Genomic DNA, 25,020 nt, shown 5'->3' with positions numbered 1-25,020 from the left:
CCCGGTCGGGGTGTGCGAGACCCCGCCGGACAATCACGACCCGAAAGAAACCACCACGCATGTCACCGGTCGAGATCACTCCCGAATCGAATCCCCTGCGACTCCCCTCCGACCGTCGTCTCAATCGCATCGCCGGGCCCAGCGGCCTGATCATCTTCGGCGTGACCGGTGACCTGTCGCGCAAGAAGCTCATGCCGGCGGTGTACGACCTCGCGAACCGCGGTCTGCTGCCACCCGGCTTCGCCCTCGTGGGCTTCGCCCGACGCGAATGGGAGGGGCAGGACTTCGAGCAGGTGGTCTACGAGGCGGTGAAGGAGCACGCCCGCACGCCCTTCGACGAGGACGTCTGGCGCCAGCTCAAAGAGGGCTTCCGCTTCGTCCAGGGCGTCTTCGACGACGCCGACGCGTTCACCCGTCTGAAAGACACCATCGAGGAGCTCGACCGCGAGCGGGGGACGATGGGCAACCACGCGTTCTACCTGTCGATCCCGCCGAAGGCGTTCCCGATCGTCACCGAGCAGCTCCGCAACTCCGGACTCGCCGAAGAACGAGACGGCGCCTGGCGTCGTGTCGTCATCGAGAAGCCCTTCGGCAGCGACCTGAAGACCGCACGTGAACTGAACGCGGTGGTCGAGACCGTCTTCGAACCCGACTCCGTCTTCCGGATCGACCACTACCTCGGCAAGGAGACCGTCCAGAACCTCCTCACGCTCCGGTTCGCGAACCAGATGTACGAACCCCTCTGGAATTCCAACTACGTCGACCACGTCCAGATCACCATGGCCGAGGACATCGGCGTCGGGGGTCGCGCCGGCTACTACGACGGGATCGGCGCCGCTCGGGACGTCATCCAGAACCACCTCCTCCAGCTCCTCGCCCTCACCGCCATGGAAGAACCGGTGTCATTCACCGCGAAGGACCTCCGCGCCGAGAAGGAGAAGGTCCTCTCGGCAGTCCGTCTGCCGGAGGACCTCGCGACGGGCACGGCACGCGGTCAGTACTCCGGCGGCTGGCAGGGCGGTGAGAAGGTCCTCGGGTTCCTCGATGAGGAGGGCATGAACCCCGAGAGCGTCACCGAGACCTTCGCCGCGATCAAGCTCGAGATCGCGACGCGCCGGTGGGCCGGAGTCCCGTTCTATCTCCGGGCAGGCAAGCGCCTCGGACGCCGGGTCACCGAGATCGCGATCGTCTTCAAGCAGGTCCCGGAGAACATCTTCGGCTCTCAGACATCACTGGGGCAGAACGCCCTGGTCGTCCGGGTCCAGCCCGACGAGGGCGTGACCCTCCGCTTCGGTTCGAAGGTTCCCGGCATCGGCACCCAGGTGCGTGACGTCACGATGGACTTCGGCTACGGACACGCGTTCACCGAAGCGAGCCCCGAGGCATACGAGAGGCTCATCCTCGACGTCCTCCTCGGTGATCCGCCGCTCTTCCCCCGACACGAGGAGGTCGAGCTGTCCTGGAAGATCCTCGACCCCATCGAGGAGTTCTGGGCCGGCCGAGGCCAGCCCGAGCAGTACCGCCCAGGCACCTGGGGTCCGAAGTCCGCCGACGAACTCATGGCCCGCGACGGCCGCACCTGGAGGCGACCATGATCGTCGATCTGCCCGACAGCACCATCTCCCGAGTGCAGAAGTCGCTCGTCTCCATCCGAGAGGAAGGAGGCGCGGTCGCTCTCGGTCGGGTGCTCACCCTGATCATCTCCACCTCTCTCGGCGAGGAGGAGGAGGCCATCGAGGCGGCGAACGAGGCCTCGCGCGAGCACCCCATGCGGGTCATCGTGATCTCCACGTCACGCGGCGAGGGGTCCGACGCGGACGCCCGCCTGGACGCGCAGATCCGTGTCGGCGGAGACGCGGGAGCCAGCGAGGTCATCGTGCTCCGTGCCTACGGCGACACCGCCAGCGACGAGGAGGGTCTCGTCACCGGGCTGCTCCTCCCCGACGCCCCGGTCGTCGCCTGGTGGCCGGGCAAGGCGCCGGCCGTCGTGTCGGAGTCCCCACTCGGACGCATCGCCCAACGCCGCATCACCGACGCTGCCAGCCAGGACAACCCGCGACAGACGATCGTCGACCTCGCCGAGACCTACGCCCCGGGTGACACCGACTTCGCCTGGACCCGGCTGACGCTCTGGCGGACTCAGCTCGCGGCTGTTCTCGATCAGCCTCCGTACGAGCCCGTCACCGCGGTCGAGGTCAGCGGCGCGCCGGACTCGCCCTCCACCCTCCTGCTCGCGGCGTGGCTGCGGTTGCAGCTCCAGGTGACGGTGGACAACGAGCTGACGACACGCGCCACCGGCTCGAGCGGCATCCAGGGAGTGCGACTGCTGCGCGCCTCCGGAGCCATCGAGCTCGAGCGCGAGCAGGACAACGTCGCGACGCTGCGGCAGCCGGGTCAGCCGACGCACGACCTCGCGTTGCCACGCCGTTCGCTCCGCGACTGCCTCGCCGAGGAACTCCGTAGACTCGACCCCGACGACCTCTTCGGTGATGTCGTCGAACATGGGGTTCGCCAACTGAGCGAACCCGTCCAGGACAGCTAGGGCAGACGATAACCGTGACAAACGAACGCCGGGTGCTCGTGCACTCCACCAAGGAATCGCTGGGGGCGTCCGTCGCCGCCCGGTTCATCACCAAGATCATCGACGTGATCGAGGAGCAGAACTACGCCTCGGTCGTCGTGAGCGGTGGCTCGGTCAGCACACTCGTGCTGGCGGCCATCAACGCGTCGCCGGCACGCGACAGCGTCGACTGGTCGAAGGTCTCGTTCTGGTGGGCCGACGAGCGTTGGGTGGAGGCCGGCCACGCCGACCGCAACGACCACCAGGCCGGAATCGATCTGCTCGACCACATCGGCGTCGATCCGGCGAACGTGCACCGCTTCGGTGCCGTCGGAGACTTCGAGGACGTCGAGGATGCGGCCGCCTCGTATCGGGCCGAGCTCCTCGAGCACGCCCAGGGCGACGACACCTCGCCCCGCTTCGACATCACCCTCCTGGGGGTCGGTCCCGACGGGCACATCGCGTCGTTGTTCCCCGACAAGGAGCAGATCCGCGCGACTGATTCGACGGTGCTGACCATCGACGACTCCCCCAAGCCGCCGCCGGTCCGCCTGACTCTGAGCCTGCCGGCGATCAACAACTCGCAGCGCGTCTGGATGATCCTCGCGGGTGCCGAGAAGGCGTCGTCGCTGGGTCTCGCTCTCGCCGGGGCGGGTGCCGACCAGGTGCCCGTCGCCGGGGTCAAGGGTCGCAAGCGAACCGTCTTCTTCGTCGACGACGCCGCTGCCGCCGAGGTTCCCGAGAAGCTCATCGCCTCCACCTACTGAGTCCGTGCACGACGAAGCCCCGCAGCATCGCTGCGGGGCTTCGTCGTCGTCACCGGTGCATGACCCCGGTGGTGCCGGACAGGACGACCGGGTCAGGCCTTGCCGCGGCGGACTCGCAGCTGCTGCAGAGCCTCTTCCAGCAACTGCGCGGCCTCTTCTTCGGACCGACGTTCTTTGACGTAGGCCAGATGCGTCTTGTACGGCTCGAGCTTGGCGACGCTCGGCGGGTTCGCCTTGTCACGACCGGCCGGGAGACCGCTCGACGGCGAGTCGACGGTCTCGGGGATCTCGTCTTCAGGGACGTTCGCGGCGAAGTGCCGCACGACCTCGTTGCCCAGGGCGTCCCAGTAGGAGATGGTGATCCGCTCGGCGTGGTAGCCGCGATCCTGCTCGCCCATCGGACCTGCACCGACACGCGAACCCCGGATGGCGCTACCGCCCGATGCCATCAGGCCACCGCCGAGAACTTGGTGATGAGGCCGAGCACGACGATGCAGGTGATCCACACCAAGCCGAGGAAGACCGTGATGCGGTTCAGGTTCCGCTCGGCGACGCCGGACGCGCCGAGGTTGCTCGTGACACCGCCCCCGAACATGTCGGAGAGACCGCCACCCCGACCTCGGTGGAGCAGGATGAGCAAGGTCAGCAGGAGGCTCGTGATGCCGAGCAACACCTGCAGGACGACCTGAAGAATTTCCACGTGGGACCTTTCGATGCGGTGAGACCGCTAACGAGTATAACCGGCGGCTTGGTCTCCGGCGTCCTCCCTCGCGGAACCACCCGGCGGTGACACCGTCTGCGAGGACGCCGGACCCTCAGACGCCGACGTGCGAGGGGAACCTGACGATGCTGGCGAACTCATCGACGTCGAGGCTGGCACCGCCGACGAGGGCGCCGTCGACGTTGGGCTCCCGCATGAACGACGCGATGTTGGAGGACTTCACCGACCCGCCGTAGAGGATCCGCGTCGCCGCAGCCGAGTCGGAGCCGAGGACGTCGGCGAGGGCCTCACGCAGGGCTGCGCAGACCTGTTCGGCCTGCTCGGCCGTGGCGGCCTTGCCGGATCCGATCGCCCAGACCGGCTCGTAGGCGACGACTATCTCGGCGTCGGCCGGGAGGTCGGCGACGGCCGCCCGGAGTTGCGCCACCGGGACCGCGCTCGGACCGTGCTCTTCGAGATCGGCTGCGGTCTCCCCCACGCACAGGACCGGGACGAGCCCGTTCCGGTGGGCGGCGAGGACCTTGGCGGCGACGACCGCGTCGGTCTCCCCGTGCATCGTGCGCCGCTCCGAATGCCCCACGATGACGTAGCGGATGTCGAGCTTGGACAGGAAGGCACCGGAGATCTCACCGGTGTGTGCGCCGGAGTCATGCGCTGACAGATCTTGCGCCCCGAGGCCGAGGTGCAGCTTGTCTGCGTCGAGGAGCGTCTGGACCGATCGGAGGTCGGTGAACGGCGGGAAGACGACGGCCTCGACGGTCGAGTAGTCGTGCTTCGCGTCCTTCAGGCTCCAGGCGAGCTTCTGCACGAAGGCGATGGACTGCAGGTGGTCGAGGTTCATCTTCCAGTTGCCTGCGATGAGGGGCGTGCGTGTGGTCACCATCCGAGGACCTCCAGTCCGGGAAGACGTTTGCCCTCGAGGAACTCGAGGCTGGCTCCACCACCGGTGGAGATGTGGCCGAACTGGTCGTCCGAGAATCCGAGTGCTCGGACGGCTGCGGCGCTGTCGCCGCCGCCGACGACCGCGAGGCCGTCGACGTTCGTCAGAGCCTCGGCCACGGTCTTGGTGCCGTGGGCGAAGGCGTCGAACTCGAAGACGCCCATGGGGCCGTTCCAGAACACGGTCTTCGATCCGAGGACGATCTCGGCGAAGCGAGCCGCGGTCTCCGGGCCGATGTCCAGGCCGATGGCGTCGGAGCCGAACGCCGACGACTCGATGCCGTCGATCTGGACGGTCTCGTGGTCCGCGTCGGCCGAGAACGCCGAGGCCACCTCGACGTCGACGGGCAGGACGATGCGGACGCCCCGCCTCTCGGCGTCGTCGAGATACCCCTGGACGCGTTCGATCTGATCGGACTCGAGCAGGCTCTTGCCGACCGGGTGACCCTGCGCGGCGAGGAACGTGAACAGCATGCCGCCGCCCACGAGGAGGTTGTCGACACGGGGCAGGAGATGCTCGATGACGCCGAGCTTGTCCGAGACCTTCGACCCGCCGAGCACGACCGTGTAGGGGCGCTCGGGCTCGACCGTCAGCTTCTCGAGCACGGCGAGCTCCGCGGCGATGAGCGAGCCGGCGGCGCTCGGCAGCAGCTTGGGCAGCTCGTAGACGCTCGCCTGCTCACGGTGGACGACACCGAAGCCGTCGGAGACGAACACGTCGCCGAGCTCGGCGAGACTGCGCGCGAAGGCTTCGCGCTCTTCGGCGACCTTGGAGGTCTCGGCCGCCGTGAACCGGAGATTCTCCAGCACGGTGATCTGTCCGTCCTGGAGGGCGGCGACCGCGGCGCTGGCTTCGTCGCCCACGGTCTCCGACACGAAACCGACGCTCTTCCCGAGCAGTTCGCTGAGTCGCTGGGCGACGGGACGGAGGCTGTACTCGGGAGCGATCTGGCCATCCGGCCGGCCGAGGTGGCTGATGACGACGACGCGAGCACCCTGGTTGATGAGCGTGTCGAGAGTGGACACGGAGGCGCGGACACGACCGTCGTCCGTGATGCGTCCGTCTTTCAAGGGGACGTTGAGGTCGCAGCGGACGATTACCCGCCGGCCGGAGAGGGAGCCCAAGGACTCGAGGGTTCGCAGGGTCATGACCTTCTCTTCATTCGACGAAGGCGGCCGGGCACGGGGCCCAGCCGCCTTCGGTGGTTCGGATCGATGGATGACGCCGGTGTTACAGGCGGTCGGCCACGTACTTGGTCAGGTCGACGAGACGGTTGGAGTAACCCCACTCGTTGTCGTACCAGGAGGTGATCTTGACCATGTTGCCGATGACCTTCGTGAGGCCCGAGTCGTAGATCGAGGAGTGCGGGTCCGTCGTGATGTCGGACGACACCAGCGGGTCTTCGGAGTAGGCCAGGATGCCCTTGAGCTCACCCTCGGCGGCGGCCTTGTAGGCCGCGTTGATCTGCTCGACGGTGACCGGGGTCGACGTCTCGAGCGTCACATCGGTGATCGAGCCGGTCGGGACCGGGACGCGCAGGGCGTAGCCGTCGAGCTTGCCGGCCAGCTCGGGGATGACGAGACCGATGGCCTTGGCTGCACCCGTCGAGGTCGGCACGATGTTGACGGCCGCGGCGCGGGCACGGCGCGGGTCCTTGTGCGGGCCGTCCTGGAGGTTCTGGTCGGCCGTGTAGGCGTGCACCGTCGTCATCAGGCCGCGCTCGACGCCGAAGTTGTCGAGGAACACCTTCATGAGGGGGGCGAGGCTGTTCGTGGTGCACGAGGCGTTCGAGATGATGTCGTGCTTGGCGGGGTCGTAGATGCCCTCGTTGACGCCCAGGACGATCGTGGCGTCGTCGCCGGTCGCGGGTGCCGAGATCAGGACCTTCTTGGCACCGGCCGTGATGTGCTTGCGGGCGTCTTCCGCCTTGGTGAAGAAGCCGGTCGACTCGATGACGATGTCGACGCCCAACTCGCCCCAGGGCAGGTTGGCAGGGTCGCGCTCGGCGAGGACCTTGATGGGCTTGCCGTCGACGACGATCGAGTCGCCGTCGAGTTCGACGGTCGCGTCGAGGCGACCCGTGATCGAGTCGAACTTGAGGAGGTGCGCCAGCGCGGCGTTGTCCGTGAGGTCGTTGACGGCGACGATCTCGATGTCGGTGCCCTTGGCCAGCGCGGCGCGGAAGTAATTGCGGCCGATACGACCGAAGCCGTTGATGCCGATCTTGACGGTCAATGAAACTCCTGTTGCTCAGGCGTCGTGGGGACGCGTGGAGGGGGTGGGCGACCAGACCCGAGAACGCACCCGACACCGGAGGGGCAGAGGATGCGCAGCCGTACGCGACACTACCAGGCGAGGCCCCGTGTTACCCCAGCCCCGACGATGCCCGGGGCCACCCCGGTGAGCATCGGGGCGGCGGGTGTCAGCGGAGGTCGAGGTCGGCGGGGAGACCCGAGTCGGTGCCCGGGAGACCGAGGTCGGTGGCCTTCTTGTCGGCCATGGCGAGCAGACGACGGATCCGCCCGGCGACGGCGTCCTTCGTCATCGGCGGGTCGGCATGCTGACCGAGTTCGTCGAGGCTGGCGTCCCGGTGCGCGAGCCGGAGATCGCCGGCGTACTTCAGGTGATCGGGGATGTCGTCGCCGAGCAGCTCCATCGCCCGCTCGACCCGCGCGCAGGCCGCGACCGCCGCCTCTGCGGATCGACGGAGATTCGCATCGTCGAAGTTGACCAGACGGTTCGCCGTGGCACGGACCTCGCGACGCTGTCGCATCTCCTCCCACTCGTCGACGGATCGGAGGGCGCCCATGGTCTTCAGCATCGAGCTGATGGCCTCGCCGTCTCGGATGAGGACCCGGTGAACCCCTCGCACCTCCCGGGCCTTCGCCGGGATGCCGAGCCGACCCGCGGCGCCGACGAGCGCCATGGCCGCCTCGTTGCCGGGGCAGATGACCTCGAGCGACGCTGAACGACCCGGGTCGGTGAGCGTCCCCTGCGCGAGGAACGCGCCGCGCCAGATGGCTGCGAGGTCGTCGCGCGAACCGGTCGTCAACCTGTTGGGGAGCCCGCGGATGGGTCGGCGACGTTGATCCATCAGACCCGTCTGCCGCGCCAGCGTCTCGCCCGCCTCGTGGACGCGCACGAGGTAGTGGTTGGTCCGACGGACACCCGAGGCCGCGATCACCGACACGTCGCTGCGGGCACCGTAGAGCTCGGCCAGGTCTTTGCGGACACGGCGGGCGATGACCGGACTGTCGAGCTCGGCCTCGACGGCGATCCGCCCCGAGATCACGTGGAGCCCGCCTGCGAAGCGCAGGATCGTCGCGACCTCGGCGGCCCGGACGGTCGTCCGGCTCACCTCGACCTGAGCGAGTTCTTCTTTGACGTCGGCAGTCTGAGCCAAACCTGGGTTCCTTCTCTCGGTTCGATCGGCGCACGCGAATGTCGGCCGATCGGCACGGTCATTCCCTGCCGAGGTCGCGATGCTTCACGCTGACGGCCACACCACGGAGCTCGCGCAGATGCGCTGCCAGTTCACCGACGAGGGTGACCGATCGATGCTTGCCGCCCGTGCAGCCAATGGCGATCGTAGCGTGTCTCTTGTTCTCACGCTGATAGCCCTCGAGCACGGGCTCGATGGCGGCGCCGAACGCCTCGATGAAACGGCGAGCCCCCTGCTGCGCCATCACGTACGACGTCACGGGCTCGTCGAGGCCGCTCTGAGCCCTCAGCTCGGGGACCCAGAACGGGTTCGGCAGGAACCGGGCATCGCCCACCATGTCGGCGTCCGTGGGAAGTCCGTACTTGAAGCCGAAGCTGAGGACGGTCACCTGGACGCCGGGATCCTCCGACTCCGCGAAGGTCTCGGTGATGGCCGTGGCGAGCTGGTGGATGTTCAGCTCGGACGTGTCGATGACCACATCGCTCGTCTCGCGGAGCTCCTCCATCCGGGCCCGCTCCGCGAGGATGCCGTCGAGGAGCGTGCCGTCACCCTGCAGCGGATGAGGCCGACGCACCTGTTCGAAGCGACGGACGAGGACGGCGTCGGTGGCGTCCAGGAACAGCACCCGCACCTTGCTGGGCATGCTCATCCGGAGCGTGCGCACCGCCTCCTGAGCCTCGGAGAACAGCCGTCCGCCTCGGACGTCGATGACCGCCGCGATCTTCGGCAGCGAGTCACCCGCCCGCTCGGCGAGGTCGAGGAGAGGACGGAGCATCTGCGCGGGCAGATTGTCGACGACGTACCAGCCCAGGTCTTCGAGGGCGTTCCCGACGGTTGATCGCCCGGCGCCTGACATCCCCGTGACGATCAGGACCTCTTGCTGTTCGCTTGCGTCGCTCATGTGTGGTGACCTTCGGTCGAGGCTGTCAGGCGGTGGGACGATTCTAGGCGGGTACCGAGGTGTCACCCGGAACGTCGACCCCCTCCCCCTCTCGGTCGTCGGGCTGGTCGACGTCGTCGCCGCCCGCCGCCTCCGGCTCGCCGCCGAGCCGGTCGGCCACGGCCGCGGCCAGGGTCGGACCGATCCCCTTGATCGATGCGATCTCGTCGAGCCCCGCCTCCTTCAGACGCTTCACCGACCCGAAGTGCTTGAGCAGGCGCGCCACCCGCGAGGGGCCGAGCCCCGGGATCTCCGCGAGTTGCGACGCGATGTCGCGGCGCCGGCGCTGCCGCTGGAAGGTGATGGCGAACCGGTGCGCCTCGTCGCGGATGCGCTGGATGAGGAACAGCGCGTCGGAGTTGCGCGGCAGGATGACCGGGAAATCGTCGTCCGGGAGCCAGATCTCCTCCAGCCGCTTCGCGATGCCGCAGAGAGCGATGTCCGTGACGCCCGCGTCGTCCAGGGCACGCCGCGCGGCCGCGACCTGGGGCTGCCCTCCGTCGACGATCAGGAGGTTGGGGCGATACGCGAAGCGCTTCCGCTGCTCGCCGACCTCCTCGACGGGGGCCAGCTCGTCGTCCAGGCGTGCGAGGCGCCGGCTCAGGGTCTGATAGATCGACTCGGTGTCGTCGGTCGACTGCGGGATGCTGAAACGGCGGTACTGGTCTTTTCGGGGCAGTCCGTCTTCGAAGACGACCATGGACGCCACGATGTTCGTCCCCGAGAGGTGCGAGACGTCGTAGCACTCCATCCGCAGGGGCGCATCGGACATGCCGAGAGCCTCCTGGATGTCCGCGAGAGCAGTCGAGCGCGTCGCGAAGTCGGCACTGCGACGGGTCTTGTAGAGCATCAGGGCCTGCTGCGCGTTCAGTGTGGCCGTCTGCATCAACGCGGCCTTGTCGCCCCGTTGAGCGGTGTGGATCTGCACCTTGCCCCTCCCCCGCAGGCCACCCAGCACGCTCTCGAGCGCGTCGTTGTCGTCCGGTGTGGCGGTCACCACGATCTCCCGCGGCAGCTCCGCCCCGGCGGAGTAGGTGTCTTGCAGGATCTGCTCCACGAGCTCGCCGGTGCTGACGTCGATCTCCTTGTCGACCACCCATCCCCGGGATCCGCGGATGCGTCCGCCACGCACCGTGAAGAGCTGGACCGCGGCGGCTAGTTCGTCTTCCGCCAGTGCGAAGAGGTCGAGATCCACGGAGTCCCGGAGCACCACGGCCGACTTGTCGAGCACGGCCTCGAGGGCCTGCACCTGATCGCGGTAGCGGGCGGCCTCCTCGTAACGCTGCTCGATCGCAGCCGTCTTCATCTCCTTCTGGAGACCCGCGATGACCTTCTTGTCGTAGCTCTTCATGAATCGCACGAACTCGTCGACGATCCGTCTGTGCTCCTCGATCGTCACCTTGCCCGAGCACGGCCCGCCGCACCGGCCGATCTGACCGGGGAAGCAGGGCTTGCCGGTCTGCATGGCCTTCTTGTAGCTGCTGTCCGAGCAGGTGCGGATGGGGAACACCTTGATCATGAGGTCGATGGTGTCGTGGACGGCCCAGATCTTCGGATACGGACCGAAGTACTTCGCCCCCCGGATCTTGGGGTTCCGGGTGACCATAACCCGGGGCGCCTCGTCGCCGAGGGTCACAGCCATGAACGGGTAGGTCTTGTCGTCACGGAACTTGACGTTGAACGGCGGATCGAACTCTTTGATCCAGGTGTACTCGAGCTGCAGCGCCTCGATGTCGCTGCCGACGACCGTCCACGTCACCGAGCTCGCACTGAGCACCATGCGCCTCGTCCGCTCGTGCAGCGTCGGAAGAGGAGCGAAGTAGTTGCTCAGTCGAGCCCGGAGGTTCTTCGCCTTGCCGACGTAGAGGACCCGACCCCGTTCGTCGAGCCACCGGTAGACACCGGGGTCCGTCGGGATCTCACCCGCCTTGGGTCGCCAGGAGACCGTGTTGCTCATCGCGCCTCCATCGCCTCCCGACGGCGTCGCGCAGGAGCCTTCGAGGAGGTGCGTCCGGCTGTCGAGGTGTGTCCGGATTCGAGGATCTCGGCCAGGAAGACCCCCGTGTGGCTGTCGGGCACCTTCGCGAGGAACTCCGGTGTGCCGGCCGCGATCACGGAACCGCCGCCGGCGCCGCCTTCGGGGCCCATGTCGATCAGCCAGTCCGCCGACTTGATGACGTCGAGGTTGTGCTCGATGGTGATGACCGTGTTGCCCTTGTCGACCAGACCGTTGAGGACGATGAGGAGCTTCCGAACGTCTTCGAAGTGCAGACCCGTCGTCGGCTCGTCGAGCACGTAGATGCTGCGCCCGTTGGAGCGCTTCTGCAGCTCGGTGGCCAGCTTGACCCGCTGGGCCTCACCGCCGGAGAGGGTGGTGGCGCTCTGACCCAGTCGGACGTACCCGAGACCGACGTCGACCAGGGTCTTCATGAATCGCGAGATCGACGAGATGGCCTCGAAGAACTCGGCCGCCTCGCTGATCGGCATGTCGAGCACCTCGGAGATGTTCTTGCCCTTGTAGAGCACGGCGAGGGTCTCGCGGTTGTACCGCGCGCCGCCGCAGACCTCGCAGGCGACGTACACGTCGGGCAGGAAGTTCATCTCGATCTTGATGGTCCCGTCGCCGGCGCAGTTCTCGCAGCGACCGCCCTTGACGTTGAAGCTGAATCGGCCGGGCAGGTAGCCGCGCGCCTTCGCATCGGTGGTCTCGGCGAAGAGGTTGCGGATCTTGTCGAACACGCCCGTGTACGTGGCGGGGTTCGATCGGGGCGTCCGACCGATGGGGGCCTGGTCGACGTGGACGACCTTGTCGAGGTTGTCCAACCCCGTCACCCGGAGGTGCTTGCCCGGGATCTGACGCGCCCCGTTGAGCTTGTTCGCGAGCACCTTGTAGAGGATGTCGTTGACCAGCGAGGACTTGCCCGAGCCGCTGACGCCCGTGACGGCGACGAACGCGCCGAGCGGGAAGTCGACCGTCACGTCTCGGAGGTTGTTGGCTTTAGCGCCGACGACGCTCAGCATCCGCTTCTTGTCGATGGGGCGTCGCTTCTTCGGCGTCTCGATCGATCGGCGACCCGACAGGTAGTCGCCCGTGTACGACTCGGTGTTGGCGACCAGATCCTCGTAGTTGCCGGAGTGGACGACGGTGCCCCCGTTCACCCCCGCACCCGGACCGATGTCGACGATCCAGTCCGCGGTCTTGATGGTGTCCTCGTCGTGCTCGACCACGATGAGGGTGTTGCCGAGGTTCTTGAGCTTCACGAGCGTGTCGATGAGACGGCGGTTGTCTCGCTGGTGCAGGCCGATGCTCGGTTCGTCGAGCACGTAGAGGACACCGGTCAGGCCGGAGCCGATCTGCGTGGCGAGTCGGATGCGCTGCGCCTCGCCACCGGACAACGAGCCCGCCGAGCGACCCAGCGAGAGGTAGGTCAGACCCACCTCGAGGAGGAACTCGAGTCGGACTCGGATCTCGCGCAGGACCTGCGCCGCGATCCGTGCCTCGCGGGCGGTGAGAGTCAGACCGTTCATGAACCGGAAGGCGTCGGCGAGACTGAGCTCAGCCACGTCGGCGATGTTGCGGTCGGCCACCGTCACGGCCAGGACCTCGGGCTTGAGCCGCTTGCCCCGGCAGACGGAGCAGGGGATCTCGCGCAGGTACTCCGAGTAGCGCTGACGCTGGCTGTCGCTCTCGGCCTCCGCGTACTTCCGCTCGATGTAGGGCATGACCCCCTCGAACCCGGTCGAGTACTTCATCTCGCGACCGAAGCGGTTCTTCCACTTGACGGTGACCTCGAAGTCGTTGCCGTGCAGAACGGCCTGCTGGATGCGCTCGGGAAGCTGGCCCCACGGGGTCTTGAGGCTGAAGTCGAGGTCGACGGCAAGACCCTCGAGGAGCTTCTGGAAGTAGTTGTAGAGGCCCTTGCCCGAGTTCGTCCAGGGGAGGATGACGCCCTCGACGAGACTGAGCTCGGGGTCGCCCAGGACCAGGTCGGTGTCGACGGACATGCGGGTACCGAGCCCGGAGCACTCGGGGCACGCACCGAACGGGGCGTTGAAGGAGAAGGTCCGCGGTTCGATCTCGGTCAGCTGGACGGGGTGGCCGTTGGGGCAGGAGAGCTTCTCGGAGAAGGTCCGGTACTTGCCGGCCGCGCCCGCGTCCGTGTCGACGAAGTCGACGGTCACGAGACCGTCGGTCAGACGGAGCGCGGTCTCGAGCGAGTCGGTCAGGCGGGTGAGGCCGGACGGGGACGCGACGAGACGGTCGACCACGACGGAGATGTCGTGCTTGATCTGCTTCTTGAGCTTGGGGGGCGCGCTCAGCTGGATGGGCTCCCCGTCGACGATGGCCCGCGAGTAGCCGGAGGACGCCAGCTCGGCGAAGAGATCGACGAACTCGCCCTTCTTCTGAGACACGACCGGGCTGAGCACCTGGTACCGCGTGCCCTCCTCGAGCGTCATCAGCTGATCGGCGATCTGCTGCACGGTCTGCCTGCTGATCTTCTCCCCGCACACCGCGCAGTGCGCGATTCCGATGCGGGCCCAGAGCAGGCGCATGTAGTCGTAGATCTCGGTGATGGTGCCGACGGTGGATCGGGGGTTCCGGTTGGTCGACTTCTGGTCGATCGACACGGCAGGGCTGAGCCCTTCGATGAAGTCGACGTCGGGTCGATCGACCTGACCGAGGAACTGACGCGCATACGCCGAGAGCGACTCGACGTAGCGGCGCTGACCTTCGGCGAAGATCGTGTCGAAGGCCAGCGAGGACTTGCCGGAGCCGGAGAGTCCCGTGAAGACCACGAGGGAGTCGCGAGGGATTTCGAGGTCGACGTTGTGGAGATTGTGGACTCGGGCGCCTCGAACACTGAGTTTCGGGACACCGTCTACGGGAGAGATTGACACTCTTGCCATTCTACGAAGACCGCCGGGGAAGAGACCGGGGTCGCTCGCTCAATCGAGGGTGGGTTGGGTTGAAGTGAGTCGGGCCGACTCCGACCAGAGTCGCTGGGCGGCGTCGGCGTCGTGCGCATGACGGGACGCTCTGACGAGGGCTGGTTCGCCGGTGAGCTGGAACCAGCCGGCCGGGCCCCAGTATTCCCCGCCGTCGACGCCTTCTGCCACGGCGGCGTGGACGAGCGGTTCGGCACCGATCTCCTTGCCCTGCGAGAAGGTGTGCATCATCGAGGTCAGGACGGCCGGCGGGCGCCGGGGCTCGACGACGGGAGGCCGAGGGTCGCTCAGCGACTCCCACGAGAAGCCCGGATGCGCGACGACACTCGACACCGACGAGCCGGACGCTCTGAGGCGTCGGTCGAGATCGAACCCGAACGTCATGACGGCGAGCTTGGACCGGGCGTAGGCGACGTAGCTCGAGTAGCTGGAGAGCATCATCGGATCGTCGAGGTCGAGCCGGACCCACCGGTGGCTGATGCTGCCGAGGTGGATGATGCGACCGGCCGGCGCCGCCTGAAGACCGGGCAGGAGGTGCGAGACGAGGGCGAAATGGCCGAGATGGTTCGTCCCGAACTGGAGCTCGAAGCCGTTCGCGGTCGTCTGTCGCCGGCGCGAGCCGACCACGCCGGCGTTCGCGAGCAGCACGTCGACCGCCCCTCCGGCGGTGATCGCCGAGGCGCCCGTCCGTACAGAGGTCAGGTCGGCGAGATCGAGCTCGACCGTCTCGAGGTCGGCGCTCGCGACGCGGTCTCGGATGGCATCGACTGCCCGGCTGGCCCGCTCGCCGTCGCGAGCGGCCAGCACCACCTTGTGGCCCTGCGCCGCCAACCGCTCCGCCGCGAAGAAACCGAGGCCCGCCGTCGCCCCGGTGACGACGACCCTCTTCGGGTCAGCGGACATGCCCTGCCGCCTCCATCTGTCGCAGATCCTTCTTGAGGTCGGCGACCTCGTCGCGGAGGCGCCCGGCCAACTCGAACTTGAGCTCGGCCGCCGCCTGCAGCATCTGCTCGTTGAGGTCGGCGATGATCGACTCGAGGCCGTTGGCGGCACCGGCCGCCAGACCCTGCCGTTTGAGATTCGGCGTGGGTGCGCGTTTCTTGCCGTCGCGGCCGGCGAGGAGTTCGGCCGTGTCGGCCCCCTCACGAGCGAGCGCCTCGGTGATGTCGGCGATCTTCTTCCGCAGCGGCTGCGGATCGATGCCCCGTTCGAGGTTGTACGCGATCTGCTTGTCCCGACGCCGGTCGGTCTCCTCCAGCGCCTGCTTCATGGAGTCCGTCATCTTGTCGGCGTACATGTGCACCTGACCGGACACGTTGCGGGCCGCACGACCGATGGTCTGGATCAGAGACGTCGACGACCGGAGGAAGCCCTCCTTGTCGGCGTCGAGGATGGCGACGAGCGACACCTCGGGGAGGTCGAGGCCCTCGCGGAGCAGGTTGATGCCGACCAGGACGTCGTAGACGCCTTGACGCAGCTCGGTCAACAGCTCCACACGTCGGAGGGTGTCGACATCGGAGTGGAGGTAACGGACACGGACACCGGCCTCGGTGAGGAAGTCGGTGAGCTCCTCCGCCATCTTCTTCGTCAGCGTCGTGACCAGAACCCGCTCGTCGCGATCCGTACGGAGGCGGATCTCCTCGAGGAGGTCGTCGATCTGCCCCTCGGACGGCTTGACGACGATCTCGGGGTCGATGAGTCCGGTCGGTCGGATGATCTGCTCGACCACGCTGTCCGTGATGCCGAGCTCGTACTTGCCCGGGGTCGCCGACAGGTACACCTTCTGCCCGACGCGGTTCAGGAACTCCTCGAATTTGAGGGGTCGGTTGTCGAGCGCACTGGGCAGTCGGAAACCGTGATCGACCAGGGTGCGCTTGCGGGAGGCGTCGCCCTCGTACATGGCGCCGATCTGCGGCACCGTCACGTGCGACTCGTCGATCACGACCAGCAGGTCGTCGGGGAAGTAGTCGAGGAGGCAGTGAGGCGCTTCGCCCGGCGAACGGCCGTCGATGTGGGAGGAGTAGTTCTCGATGCCGTTGCAGAACCCGATCTGCTCCATCATCTCGAGGTCGAAGGTCGTGCGCATGCGGAGGCGCTGGGACTCGAGCAGCTTGCCCTGCTTGTCGAGCTCTCCGAGTCGATCGGCCAACTCGTCTTTGATGGTGCCGATGGCGCGATGCATGACGTCCGTGCCGGCCACGTAGTGGGACCCGGGGAACACGGACACGGCGTCGAGGGTCTTGACGACGTCGCCGGTGAGGGGGTGCAGGGCGTACAGAGCCTCGACCTCGTCGCCGAACATCTCGATGCGGATGGCGAGCTCCTCGTACATGGGGATGATCTCGATGGTGTCGCCACGCACGCGGAAGTTGCCGCGGGAGAAGTCGATGTCGTTGCGCTGGTACTGCATCGAGACGAACCGTCTGATCAGGGTCTCGCGGTCGATGCGCTGACCCACCTGCAGCGCGATCATGGCCTCGAGGTAGCCCTCGGGCGTGCCGAGCCCGTAGATGCACGACACCGTCGAGACGACGATGACGTCGCGGCGACTCAGCAGCGAGTTCGTGGTCGAGTGCCTCAGCCGCTCGACCTCGGCGTTGATCGAGCTGTCCTTCTCGATGAACGTGTCGGTTTGGGGCACGTACGCCTCGGGCTGGTAGTAGTCGTAGTACGAGACGAAGTACTCGACGGCGTTGTGCGGGAACATCTCACGGAACTCGTTCGCGAGCTGCGCGGCGAGGGTCTTGTTGTGCGCCAGCACGAGCGTCGGGCGCTGCACCTGTTCGACGAGCCAGGCGGTCGTCGCCGACTTGCCTGTTCCGGTCGCACCCAGGAGGACGACATCGGTCTCGCCCGCGTTGATCCGACCCGCGAGCTCGGCGATGGCGGCCGGCTGGTCGCCGCTCGGTTCGTACTCGCTGACGACTTCGAACGGGCGGACGCTACGGGTTGGTTCCATGCTTCCGAGTTTACGAGGGACCACCGACACTGGGCGCCTCGGGGGCGTCCGCCTTCCGTGCTGACAGCGAACGCAGCCGCTCGTGGAGATCGTCCGCGCGCCTCTTCGTGTCCTCCAGGCTGCCGGTGGCGTCGACGACGATGTCCGCCGCCTCGAGACGCTCCTCGTCCGACGCCTGGGCGTCGAGTCGCCGTTCGGCCTCGGTGCGCGACATGCCCCGCAACTCGATCAGACGACGGAGGCGCTGCTCGCGAGGAGCGTGGACGACGACGATGACGTCGAACTCGCCTGCACCGCGAGACTCGACCAGGAGGGGCACGTCGTAGACCACGACTCGTCTGGGGTCGTCGCGGACGGCCTCGGCCATGCGCTGCGCCGAGAGGGCTCTGACCGCGGGATGGATGATCGACTCGAGGTCGAGCCGAGCGGCCGAGTCACCGAAGACGAGGGCACCCAGTGCCTTGCGGTCGAGCCCGCCGGAAGGTGAGACGACACCGGTGCCGAAGCGCTCGACGACCGCCTCGAATCCCGGAGTCCCGACGTCGACGACCTCGCGGGAGAGCTGATCCGCATCGATGACGGCCGCACCCCTCTCGGCCAGACGCAGTGAGACGGTGCTCTTGCCGGCGGCGATCCCGCCCGTGAGGCCGCAGATGAACATGCCGCGATGATACTCGGCCGGGCCGGGCCGGGTCAGGCCGCTGAGCGCAGACTCCCCCGCATCGGGCCGCAGACGCCGACAGGCGGCTCCCCCGAGGGGGAACCGCCTGTCAGTGCGATCGTGAGCGCCGAGGCGCCGTGATCAGTTGCTGCTGGAGAGCTTCTCGCGCAGTGCGGCGAGCGACTCGTCGTCGGCGAGGGTGCCGGCGCCCGAGGGGGTCTCGTTCGAGAACGAGGAGCCGGTGGGCACGTCGAACGTCGTCTCTTCGGCCAGCGAAGCGGCGACCTGCTTCTTGTGGGCCTCCCAGCGCGACTGGGCTGCAGCGTAGTCCTGCTCCCACTTCTCGCGCTGCGAGTCGAAGCCCTCGCGCCACTCGTTGGTCTCCGGGTCGAAGCCCTCGGGGTACTTGTAGTTGCCCTGGTCGTCGTACTCGGTGAGCATGCCGTACAGCGCCGGGTCGAACTCGGTGCCCTCGGGGTCGACGCCCTCGTTGGCCTGCTTGAGGCTCAGCGAGATGCGACGGCGGTCGAGGTCGATGTCGATGACCTTGACGAACACCTCGTCGCCGACGGCGACGACCTGCTCGGCGAGCTCGACGTGCTTGGCCGACAGCTCCGAGATGTGCACGAGGCCCTCGATGCCGTCTGCGACGCGCACGAACGCACCGAACGGGACGAGCTTCGTGACCTTGCCGGGCGCGACCTGACCGATGGCGTGCGTCCGAGCGAACACCTGCCACGGGTCTTCCTGCGTCGCCTTGAGCGAGAGCGAGACGCGCTCACGGTCGAGGTCGACCTCGAGGATCTCGACGGTGACCTCCTGGCCGACCTCCACGACCTCGCTGGCGTGCTCGATGTGCTTCCAGCTCAGTTCGGAGACGTGGACGAGACCGTCGACTCCGCCGAGGTCGACGAACGCACCGAAGTTGACGATCGACGACACGATGCCCTTGCGGACCTGGCCCTTGTGGAGGTTGTTGAGGAAGGTGGTGCGGCTCTCGGACTGAGTCTGCTCGAGGAGCGCGCGACGCGACAGGACCACGTTGTTGCGGTTCTTGTCGAGCTCGAGGATCTTGGCCTCGATCTCCTGGCCGAGGTACGGCGTGAGGTCGCGCACACGGCGGAGCTCGATGAGCGAGGCCGGGAGGAAGCCACGGAGTCCGATGTCGACGATGAGGCCGCCCTTGACGACCTCGATGACGGTACCGGTGACGACGCCGTCGGCGTCCTTGATCTTCTCCACGTCGCCCCAGGCACGCTCGTACTGAGCGCGCTTCTTGGACAGGATCAGACGGCCTTCCTTGTCCTCCTTCTGGAGGACCAGGGCCTCGACCGTGTCGCCGACCTCGACGACCTCGGTGGGGTCGACGTCGTGCTTGATCGAGAGTTCGCGCGAGGGGATGACGCCCTCGGTCTTGTAGCCGACGTCGAGGAGGACCTCGTCGCGGTCGATCTTCACGACGGTGCCTTCGATGAGGTCGCCGTCGTTGAAGAACTTCAGAGTCTTTTCGACCGCGGCCAGGAAGTCATCAGCGGATCCGATGTCGTTGATGGCGACCTGCTTGGGTGCCTTGGTCGTTACGGTTGTCATGTAGTTAGTGCTCCAGTGAAAGCATGAATCGGGCCGTGGTCGTCCGTGAACGTGTTCTCGGGGTGATCGACCGCAGCGTGCGGGCAGAGTGACGCGGATAGCGCATGGACATCATAGCCTCGTGTCCCGGCCGCGGCAACGGACTCCGACTCCGTGTCGGCACTCGTCGATCGGGCCCCGTCAGCGGAGGAGCTCGCGCCTCAGCGTGTCGAGGCCGACCCCGCCGAGTCGGAGCGCGTCACGATGGAAGCGGCGCACGTCGAAGGCCGCGCCGTCTCGTCGGGTGCGTTCCGCGCGAAGGTCCTCCCAGATGCGCTGGCCCACCTTGTACGAGGGGGCCTGACCCGGCCAGCCGAGGTAACGGTCGACCTCGAAGACGACGAACTCGTCGTCCATGTTCACGTTCCGGCGCATGAAGTCCAGGGCGTTCTCGGCATCCCAGCGTCGTCCGCCGTCGCCCGGGAAGGGCTTCCCGAGATGCACTCCGATGTCGAGGACGACACGGGCCGCGCGCATCCGCTGGCCGTCGAGCATGCCGAGCCGGTCACCTGGATCGTCGAGGTAGCCGAGTTCGTCCATCAGGCGCTCCGCGTACAGGGCCCAGCCCTCGGCGTGACCCGAGGTACCCGCCAGCTGCCGCCTCCAGGTGTTCAGATTCGTGCGGTTGTGGACGGCCTGGCCGAGCTGCAGGTGGTGACCCGGGACGCCTTCGTGGTAGACGGTCGTCGTCTCGCGCCAGGTGTCGAAGCGAGTGACCCCCTCGGGCACCGACCACCACATCCGGCCGGGCCGCGAGAAGTCGTCGCTCGGACCCGTGTAGTAGATGCCGCCGTCACGGGTCGGGGCGATGCGGCATTCGAGGCGACGCAGCTCGTCGGGGATGTCGAAGTGGGTCCGACCGAGCTCGTCGACGGCCCGGTCGCTCAGCTCCTGCATCCAGTGCTGCAGGGCTTCCGTCCCGTCGAGACGCCGTGAGGGGTCTGCGTCGAGCACCTCGACCGCGCGTTGCACGCTCGCGCCCTCTTCGATCCGGCCGGCCACCGCCTCCTGCTCGGCGGTCATCCGCGCGAGCTCGTCGAGGCCCCACTCGTAGGTCTCGTCGAGGTCGATCGCCGCCCCGAGGAATCGACGGGAGTGCAGCGCGTACGCCTCGCGCCCCACTCCGTCGTGGGCGCCCCCGGACGGGAGCATCTCGTCGACCAGGAATCTCTCGAACCGGAGGTAGGCCGACGCGGCCGCCTCGGCTCCCCGTGCGAGATCGCGATCGAGGGAGGCAGGAGGCGCGGTGCCGTCTTCAGGACGGGCCCCGCCGACGAGATCGGCGAAGAATCCGTCTCGTCGTCCGATCCGTGCGCACTGGACGGCGACCTTCTCGATCTGCCGGCGAGCCGGGACGACGCCCTCGGCGGCACCGGCGCGGAGGGACGCCTCGTAGCCCTCGAGAGCGGACGGGACGGCCGCCAGACGGGAGGCGATGTCGGACCAGTCCGACAGCGAGCCCGTCGGCATCAGATCGAACACCTCGCGGATCCCCTGCGCGGGCGAAGCGATGACGTTCAGGTCGCGGAGATGCAGCCGCGCCTCGTGGAACTCGACGTCGAGCGCCAGCTCGCCGCGCAGATCCGTCTGCGTCACGCGGTCGACGTCGTCGACGACGGGGGCCGCGTCGAGAGCGGCGATGACGGCCCGCGCTTCGCCGATGCGCCGGTCGTGCCCCTCGGGCGAGTAGTCGCCGTACTCGCCTGTGCGCCCTTCACGCCCGATCCACGTCGCGACCGAGGGATCGAGATCGACGAGCGTGTCGACCCAGCGTTCGGCGATCGCGTCGATGGCTGTGGGGACGCGGCTGGAGGTGCTGGTCGAGTCGTCTGACATGCCCCGAGCCTAGACGCGACCTCCGACACGGCGGGCTGGTCATTCTCGGTGGCTGACAGAGAAGGGCACCGGGTCGACGTGTCGTCGACCCGGTGCCCTCGAGGACCGCAGGAGGCGCTCAGTCCTTGTCGAGGTCCGTCTCGAGCAGGGCGGCGAGCTCGTCGAGGGCGGCCTCGGCGTTGTCCCCGTCGGTGGCGATGACGACCTCGTCGCCGTGGTTGATGCCGAGCGACAGCACGCCGAGGATGCTCGCGGCGTTGACGCTCTTGCCGGCCGAGGTCGTGAGCGTCACCTTTGCACCGGTCTTGCCGGCCGCCTGGCTGAACAGCGAGGCGGGACGGGCGTGCAGACCGACGCTCGAGGCGATGGTGACGGTGCGTTCGGGCATTTCTACTCCTTGGTCGAGACCGGTGCGGTCTGGTGCCGTCGTCGTCGGACGGCGGTGCGGATCCGATCGGCCGGGAGGCCGGACGGAGGGGGCATGGAGGTCAGTCGTCGTCTTCGTCGGACTGCAGCAGGTCGTAGACCTCCGAAGTCGTGGTCGCACCCCGGAGGGCTGCGGCCTTGTCGGGGTCCATCAGGATGCTCGCCAGCTGACTGAGGATGGCGATGTGCCCATTCCCCTTCGCGGCGATGCCCACGGTGACCGAGACCTCGTTGCCGTCCCAGTCGATCGGCTGCGGGAACCGGAGGACGACGAGGGCGTCGTTCTTCACCGAGTCCTTGCCCGCCAGGGTGCCGTGAGGGATGGCGACACCTTCGCCGACGTACGTCGAGACGGAGTTCTCACGCTCGAACATCGCGTCGATGTACGCCTCGTCGATGGCGCCGGCCTCGACGAGGGCTCGACCGGTCGCCCGGATGGCCTCGTCGCGCGTGGCGGCGGACTCGTCGAGCCGGACGGAGGATTCGGCGAGCAGCGCCGTCAGTTCAGGAGCCTGGTCGGTCATCGTCAGACCTCGACCGTCGAGCCGTCCTGGATGGCCTTGACGACCTTGGCCACGTTGGGGTCGCCCATGAACAGCTGGAAGGGCACGACGGGGATGTCGGGGACGACCCCGCGCGCACGCTCGGCGAGGTTGTTCTGGGTGACGACGACGTCGGCGTCGGCCGGGATCTCGGACACCGGCGAGTGCTCGACGGTGACCCCGCTCTTCTTGAGCTGCTTCTTGAGCGTGGAGGCGAGCATGACGCTGCTGCCCATGCCCGCGTCGCAGGCGACGATGAGCTTCTTGATGGACGATCCGTCGAGGGTTGCCATGGTGTTCTCCTTGTTTCGAGGTGGATCGGGGGGCGGCCGGAGCCACCCCCCGATTCAATCACTAGGACGCTGTGGGAGCAGCGGTTCCCTTGCTGGTGGCCTTGTTGGCGGCGGTCGCCGCCTGCGCGTCGGCCAGCGCCTGCTGCTGGGCCTCGGCGTCCTCGGCCGCAGCCTCGCGGTTCTCCTTGCGACCGAAGCCCATCAGGAGCGATGAGACGACGAACGACACGAGAGCGGACAGCAGGATGCCGACCAGGATGAGCGGGAAGTCCCCCCGCGCGGCGACGCCGAAGTAGGCGATGATGCTGCCCGGCGAAGCCGGCCCGACGAGCCCGAGCCCGAAGGCCGAGAACCAGGCGATCCCCGTGGCGCCACCGGCGACGGCGGCGATGAGCAGGATGGGCTTCATGAGGATGTAGGGGAAGTAGATCTCGTGGATGCCGCCGAAGAAGTGCACGATGATCGCGGCGGGGGCCGACGGGCGGATGGCACGCGGGCCGAAGAAGAGGAACGCGAGGAGGATGCCGAGCCCGGGGCCGGGGTTCGACTCGAGCATGAACAGGATGGACTTGCCGGCGTCTGCGGACTGGATGGCGCCGAGCGGGGTCAGGAAGCCCTGGTTGATGGCGTTGTTGAGGAACAGCACCTTTGCAGGCTCGATGATGATCGAGGCCAGCGGCAGGAGACCGAGGTTGACCAGGAACTCGACGGCCTCGCCGAACCGGTCGGTGAGCCACGTCGTGATCGGGGCGAGGCCGAAGAAGGCCGCGATGGCCATGGCCGCACCGATGATGCCGAGCGAGAAGTTGTTGACCAGCATCTCGAACCCGGACTTGATCCGACCCTCGACGAGCTTGTCGAACTGCTTCAGCACCCAGGCGGCCAGCGGGCCGACGATCATGGCGCCGAGGAACTGCGGGACGTCCGTCGCCGAGATGACACCGAGGACGGCGACGGCGGCGATGACCGCTCCGCGCTGACCGTGGATCATGCGACCACCGGTGTAGGCGATCAGGATCGGCAGCAGGTACGTGATGATCGGACCGACGATGCCGCCGTAGGGCTCGCCGGCGGAGTCCGTTCCGAAACCGCCGAGCTGCGGGACGGGCGTCCACCCGGTCTCGATGAACAGAGCCGTGATGAGACCCCAGGCGATGAACGCGCCGATGTTCGGCATGATCATGCCGGAGAGGAAGCCTCCGAACCGCTGTACGCGAGCGCGCACACCGGTCCCGGTGACCGTGGGGGTGAATTCGGACATGAGGGCGGTACTCCTTCGTACTCAGTGACGAGCGTGGGGGTGCGGGAGGGGGACGGTGCTTCGGGTGGGGCTGTGGGGGGAGGTCGTCATCAGACGATCACGACCCTGGGGCCGGCACGCTCGACGTCGTCGGCGAGCTCGCCGTCGACCCCGGAGTCGGTGACGATCGTGTCGACGTCGGAGAGCGGGGAGACCTTCGCGAAGTCCTCGCGGCCGAACTTCGTGTGGTCGGCGAGGACGACGGTCCGCCTGGACGACGCGAGGAGGGCGCGCTTGACCCGCGCCTCGGCGAGATCGGGCGTGCTGAGCCCTCGCTCGACGGAGACGCCGTTCGTCCCGACGAAGGCCACGTCGGCGAAGACGTCGGCGAGCTGGCTGCGCGTCCAGTCCCCGACCGAGGAGTACGTCCTGGTGCGGATCAGTCCACCGAGGAGGTGCAATGTGACGTTGGGCCTGCTGATGAGGATGGTCGCCACGGCGAGCGAATGGGTGACGACCGTCAGCACGCGGTCCACAGGCAGCAGCTCGGCGAAGCGGATGGCCGTCGTGCCCGCATCGATGATGATCGACCCTTCTTCGGGCAGCTCGTCGAGCGCAGCTCGAGCGATGCGGTCCTTCTCTGCCGCCGCGGTGCCCTCGCGATCGACGACGGGGGGCTCCATGCCGAGGCGCTCGACGGCGATGGCGCCACCGTGGACACGTCGGAGGACGCCACGCCGTTCGAGCTCGGTGAGATCCCGACGCACGGTCTCGGGCGCGACCGAGAGGTCTCGGGCCAGCCCCGCCACCTCGACCCGACCTCTGCTCAATGCCGTGTCGAGGATCTGCTGATGACGCTCAGGTGCGTACATGCGAGACCTCGTCGTCGTGCGGGGATGACTCACCGGAAGGAAGTCATCAGCTGTTCAGTGAATTAAGAGCCGTTTGCTGCCCGACGTTCACCGAGCAGATTTCATATAAGCCCGTTTGTGTCTGTTCGTCAAGTCGGGATCACGTTTCTGCTTTGTTTGCGCCCGCTTCGAGTCGTCGCCGTGGCTTGCGGCGCATGCAGGCTGCCACGGTCGCGCCCGGGTGTGCCCACTCCGGGCAGAACGAG

Annotated in this window: 22 protein-coding genes; 3 read left to right on the top strand and 19 right to left on the bottom strand. The window is 67.5% G+C overall.

Annotated features, from left to right (window positions below; all coding sequences use genetic code 11):
- The first annotated feature begins 59 nt into the window (after nucleotides 1-59).
- Genes zwf through pgl form a run of 3 tightly spaced genes read left to right on the top strand, consistent with a single transcriptional unit; the run spans nucleotide 60 to nucleotide 3,327 of the window.
- Nucleotides 60-1,595 carry a glucose-6-phosphate dehydrogenase gene (gene zwf / locus SOM11_RS03480; protein ID WP_192060356.1) on the top strand — a complete coding sequence of 512 codons (1,536 nt, stop codon included), beginning with the start codon at nucleotides 60-62 and terminating at the stop codon, nucleotides 1,593-1,595.
- Entirely contained in the window at nucleotides 1,592-2,542 is a 951-nt protein-coding gene (locus SOM11_RS03475; RefSeq protein ID WP_243213425.1) for a glucose-6-phosphate dehydrogenase assembly protein OpcA, read from the top strand. The genes zwf and SOM11_RS03475 overlap by 4 nt, the downstream gene beginning before the upstream one ends.
- Nucleotides 2,543-2,556: 14 nt before the next feature.
- On the top strand, nucleotides 2,557-3,327 hold the full coding sequence (gene pgl / locus SOM11_RS03470) for a 6-phosphogluconolactonase (protein ID WP_192060354.1): 771 nt from the start codon (nucleotides 2,557-2,559) through the stop codon (nucleotides 3,325-3,327).
- 92 nt (nucleotides 3,328-3,419) lie between these two features.
- Here pgl and SOM11_RS03465 read toward each other — a convergent pair whose 3' ends face one another.
- From SOM11_RS03465 to SOM11_RS03375, 19 genes are all read right to left on the bottom strand, one after another.
- Nucleotides 3,420-3,776, bottom strand: a complete 357-nt coding sequence (locus SOM11_RS03465) for an RNA polymerase-binding protein RbpA (protein ID WP_055797491.1) — start codon at nucleotides 3,774-3,776, stop codon at nucleotides 3,420-3,422.
- Nucleotides 3,776-4,027 carry a preprotein translocase subunit SecG gene (gene secG / locus SOM11_RS03460; protein ID WP_320477190.1) on the bottom strand — a complete coding sequence of 84 codons (252 nt, stop codon included), beginning with the start codon at nucleotides 4,025-4,027 and terminating at the stop codon, nucleotides 3,776-3,778. The genes SOM11_RS03465 and secG overlap by 1 nt, the downstream gene beginning before the upstream one ends.
- Nucleotides 4,028-4,142: 115 nt before the next feature.
- Nucleotides 4,143-4,931 carry a triose-phosphate isomerase gene (tpiA, locus tag SOM11_RS03455; RefSeq protein ID WP_192060353.1) on the bottom strand — a complete coding sequence of 263 codons (789 nt, stop codon included), beginning with the start codon at nucleotides 4,929-4,931 and terminating at the stop codon, nucleotides 4,143-4,145.
- Nucleotides 4,925-6,136 carry a phosphoglycerate kinase gene (locus SOM11_RS03450; RefSeq protein WP_320477189.1) on the bottom strand — a complete coding sequence of 404 codons (1,212 nt, stop codon included), beginning with the start codon at nucleotides 6,134-6,136 and terminating at the stop codon, nucleotides 4,925-4,927. Before SOM11_RS03450 ends, tpiA begins: the two co-directional genes overlap by 7 nt.
- A gap of 82 nt (nucleotides 6,137-6,218) precedes the next feature.
- A complete protein-coding gene (gene gap / locus SOM11_RS03445) occupies nucleotides 6,219-7,223 on the bottom strand; it encodes a type I glyceraldehyde-3-phosphate dehydrogenase (RefSeq protein WP_055797479.1) in 1,005 nt (334 codons plus the stop codon).
- A 187-nt stretch (nucleotides 7,224-7,410) separates the two neighbouring features.
- Nucleotides 7,411-8,391, bottom strand: coding sequence for a DNA-binding protein WhiA (gene whiA / locus SOM11_RS03440; protein WP_192060351.1), 981 nt, complete (start codon nucleotides 8,389-8,391; stop codon nucleotides 7,411-7,413).
- Nucleotides 8,392-8,449: 58 nt separating this feature from the next.
- Nucleotides 8,450-9,331: an RNase adapter RapZ gene (rapZ, locus tag SOM11_RS03435; RefSeq protein WP_243213423.1), complete on the bottom strand. Its 882-nt coding sequence runs from the start codon at nucleotides 9,329-9,331 to the stop codon at nucleotides 8,450-8,452.
- 43 nt (nucleotides 9,332-9,374) lie between these two features.
- Entirely contained in the window at nucleotides 9,375-11,327 is a 1,953-nt protein-coding gene (uvrC, locus tag SOM11_RS03430) for an excinuclease ABC subunit UvrC (RefSeq protein ID WP_320477188.1), read from the bottom strand.
- Nucleotides 11,324-14,278, bottom strand: a complete 2,955-nt coding sequence (gene uvrA, locus SOM11_RS03425) for an excinuclease ABC subunit UvrA (RefSeq protein ID WP_320477187.1) — start codon at nucleotides 14,276-14,278, stop codon at nucleotides 11,324-11,326. Before uvrA ends, uvrC begins: the two co-directional genes overlap by 4 nt.
- 39 nt (nucleotides 14,279-14,317) lie before the next feature.
- On the bottom strand, nucleotides 14,318-15,220 hold the full coding sequence (locus SOM11_RS03420) for an SDR family NAD(P)-dependent oxidoreductase (protein WP_320477186.1): 903 nt from the start codon (nucleotides 15,218-15,220) through the stop codon (nucleotides 14,318-14,320).
- The gene (uvrB, locus tag SOM11_RS03415) at nucleotides 15,210-17,276 is read right to left on the bottom strand and encodes an excinuclease ABC subunit UvrB (RefSeq protein ID WP_192060346.1); all 2,067 of its coding nucleotides are present in this window, start codon (nucleotides 17,274-17,276) and stop codon (nucleotides 15,210-15,212) included. The genes SOM11_RS03420 and uvrB overlap by 11 nt, the downstream gene beginning before the upstream one ends.
- Before the next feature lie 10 nt (nucleotides 17,277-17,286).
- Nucleotides 17,287-17,937 carry a dephospho-CoA kinase gene (coaE, locus tag SOM11_RS03410; RefSeq protein ID WP_192060345.1) on the bottom strand — a complete coding sequence of 217 codons (651 nt, stop codon included), beginning with the start codon at nucleotides 17,935-17,937 and terminating at the stop codon, nucleotides 17,287-17,289.
- A gap of 141 nt (nucleotides 17,938-18,078) precedes the next feature.
- Nucleotides 18,079-19,527, bottom strand: coding sequence for a 30S ribosomal protein S1 (rpsA, locus tag SOM11_RS03405; RefSeq protein ID WP_055797456.1), 1,449 nt, complete (start codon nucleotides 19,525-19,527; stop codon nucleotides 18,079-18,081).
- A gap of 180 nt (nucleotides 19,528-19,707) precedes the next feature.
- Nucleotides 19,708-21,402, bottom strand: a complete 1,695-nt coding sequence (locus SOM11_RS03400) for a DUF885 domain-containing protein (protein WP_192060344.1) — start codon at nucleotides 21,400-21,402, stop codon at nucleotides 19,708-19,710.
- 118 nt (nucleotides 21,403-21,520) lie between these two features.
- On the bottom strand, nucleotides 21,521-21,790 hold the full coding sequence (locus tag SOM11_RS03395) for an HPr family phosphocarrier protein (protein ID WP_192060343.1): 270 nt from the start codon (nucleotides 21,788-21,790) through the stop codon (nucleotides 21,521-21,523).
- 100 nt (nucleotides 21,791-21,890) lie between these two features.
- Nucleotides 21,891-22,352 (bottom strand): PTS sugar transporter subunit IIA, encoded by a 462-nt coding sequence (locus SOM11_RS03390; RefSeq protein ID WP_320477185.1) that lies wholly within the window; start codon nucleotides 22,350-22,352, stop codon nucleotides 21,891-21,893.
- A gap of 2 nt (nucleotides 22,353-22,354) precedes the next feature.
- The gene (locus SOM11_RS03385) at nucleotides 22,355-22,663 is read right to left on the bottom strand and encodes a PTS lactose transporter subunit IIB (protein WP_192060341.1); all 309 of its coding nucleotides are present in this window, start codon (nucleotides 22,661-22,663) and stop codon (nucleotides 22,355-22,357) included.
- A gap of 61 nt (nucleotides 22,664-22,724) precedes the next feature.
- Nucleotides 22,725-23,924 carry a PTS mannitol transporter subunit IICB gene (locus tag SOM11_RS03380; RefSeq protein ID WP_192060340.1) on the bottom strand — a complete coding sequence of 400 codons (1,200 nt, stop codon included), beginning with the start codon at nucleotides 23,922-23,924 and terminating at the stop codon, nucleotides 22,725-22,727.
- Between the two features lie 89 nt (nucleotides 23,925-24,013).
- Nucleotides 24,014-24,775, bottom strand: a complete 762-nt coding sequence (locus tag SOM11_RS03375) for a DeoR/GlpR family DNA-binding transcription regulator (RefSeq protein WP_192060339.1) — start codon at nucleotides 24,773-24,775, stop codon at nucleotides 24,014-24,016.
- Nucleotides 24,776-25,020: the final 245 nt, after the last annotated feature.

The organism is Frigoribacterium sp. CFBP9029, assembly GCF_034045305.1.
GTDB lineage: Bacteria > Actinomycetota > Actinomycetes > Actinomycetales > Microbacteriaceae > Frigoribacterium.
The sequence above is the reverse complement of the archived record's forward strand: the minus strand, read 5'-3'. Positions and strand labels throughout refer to the sequence as shown.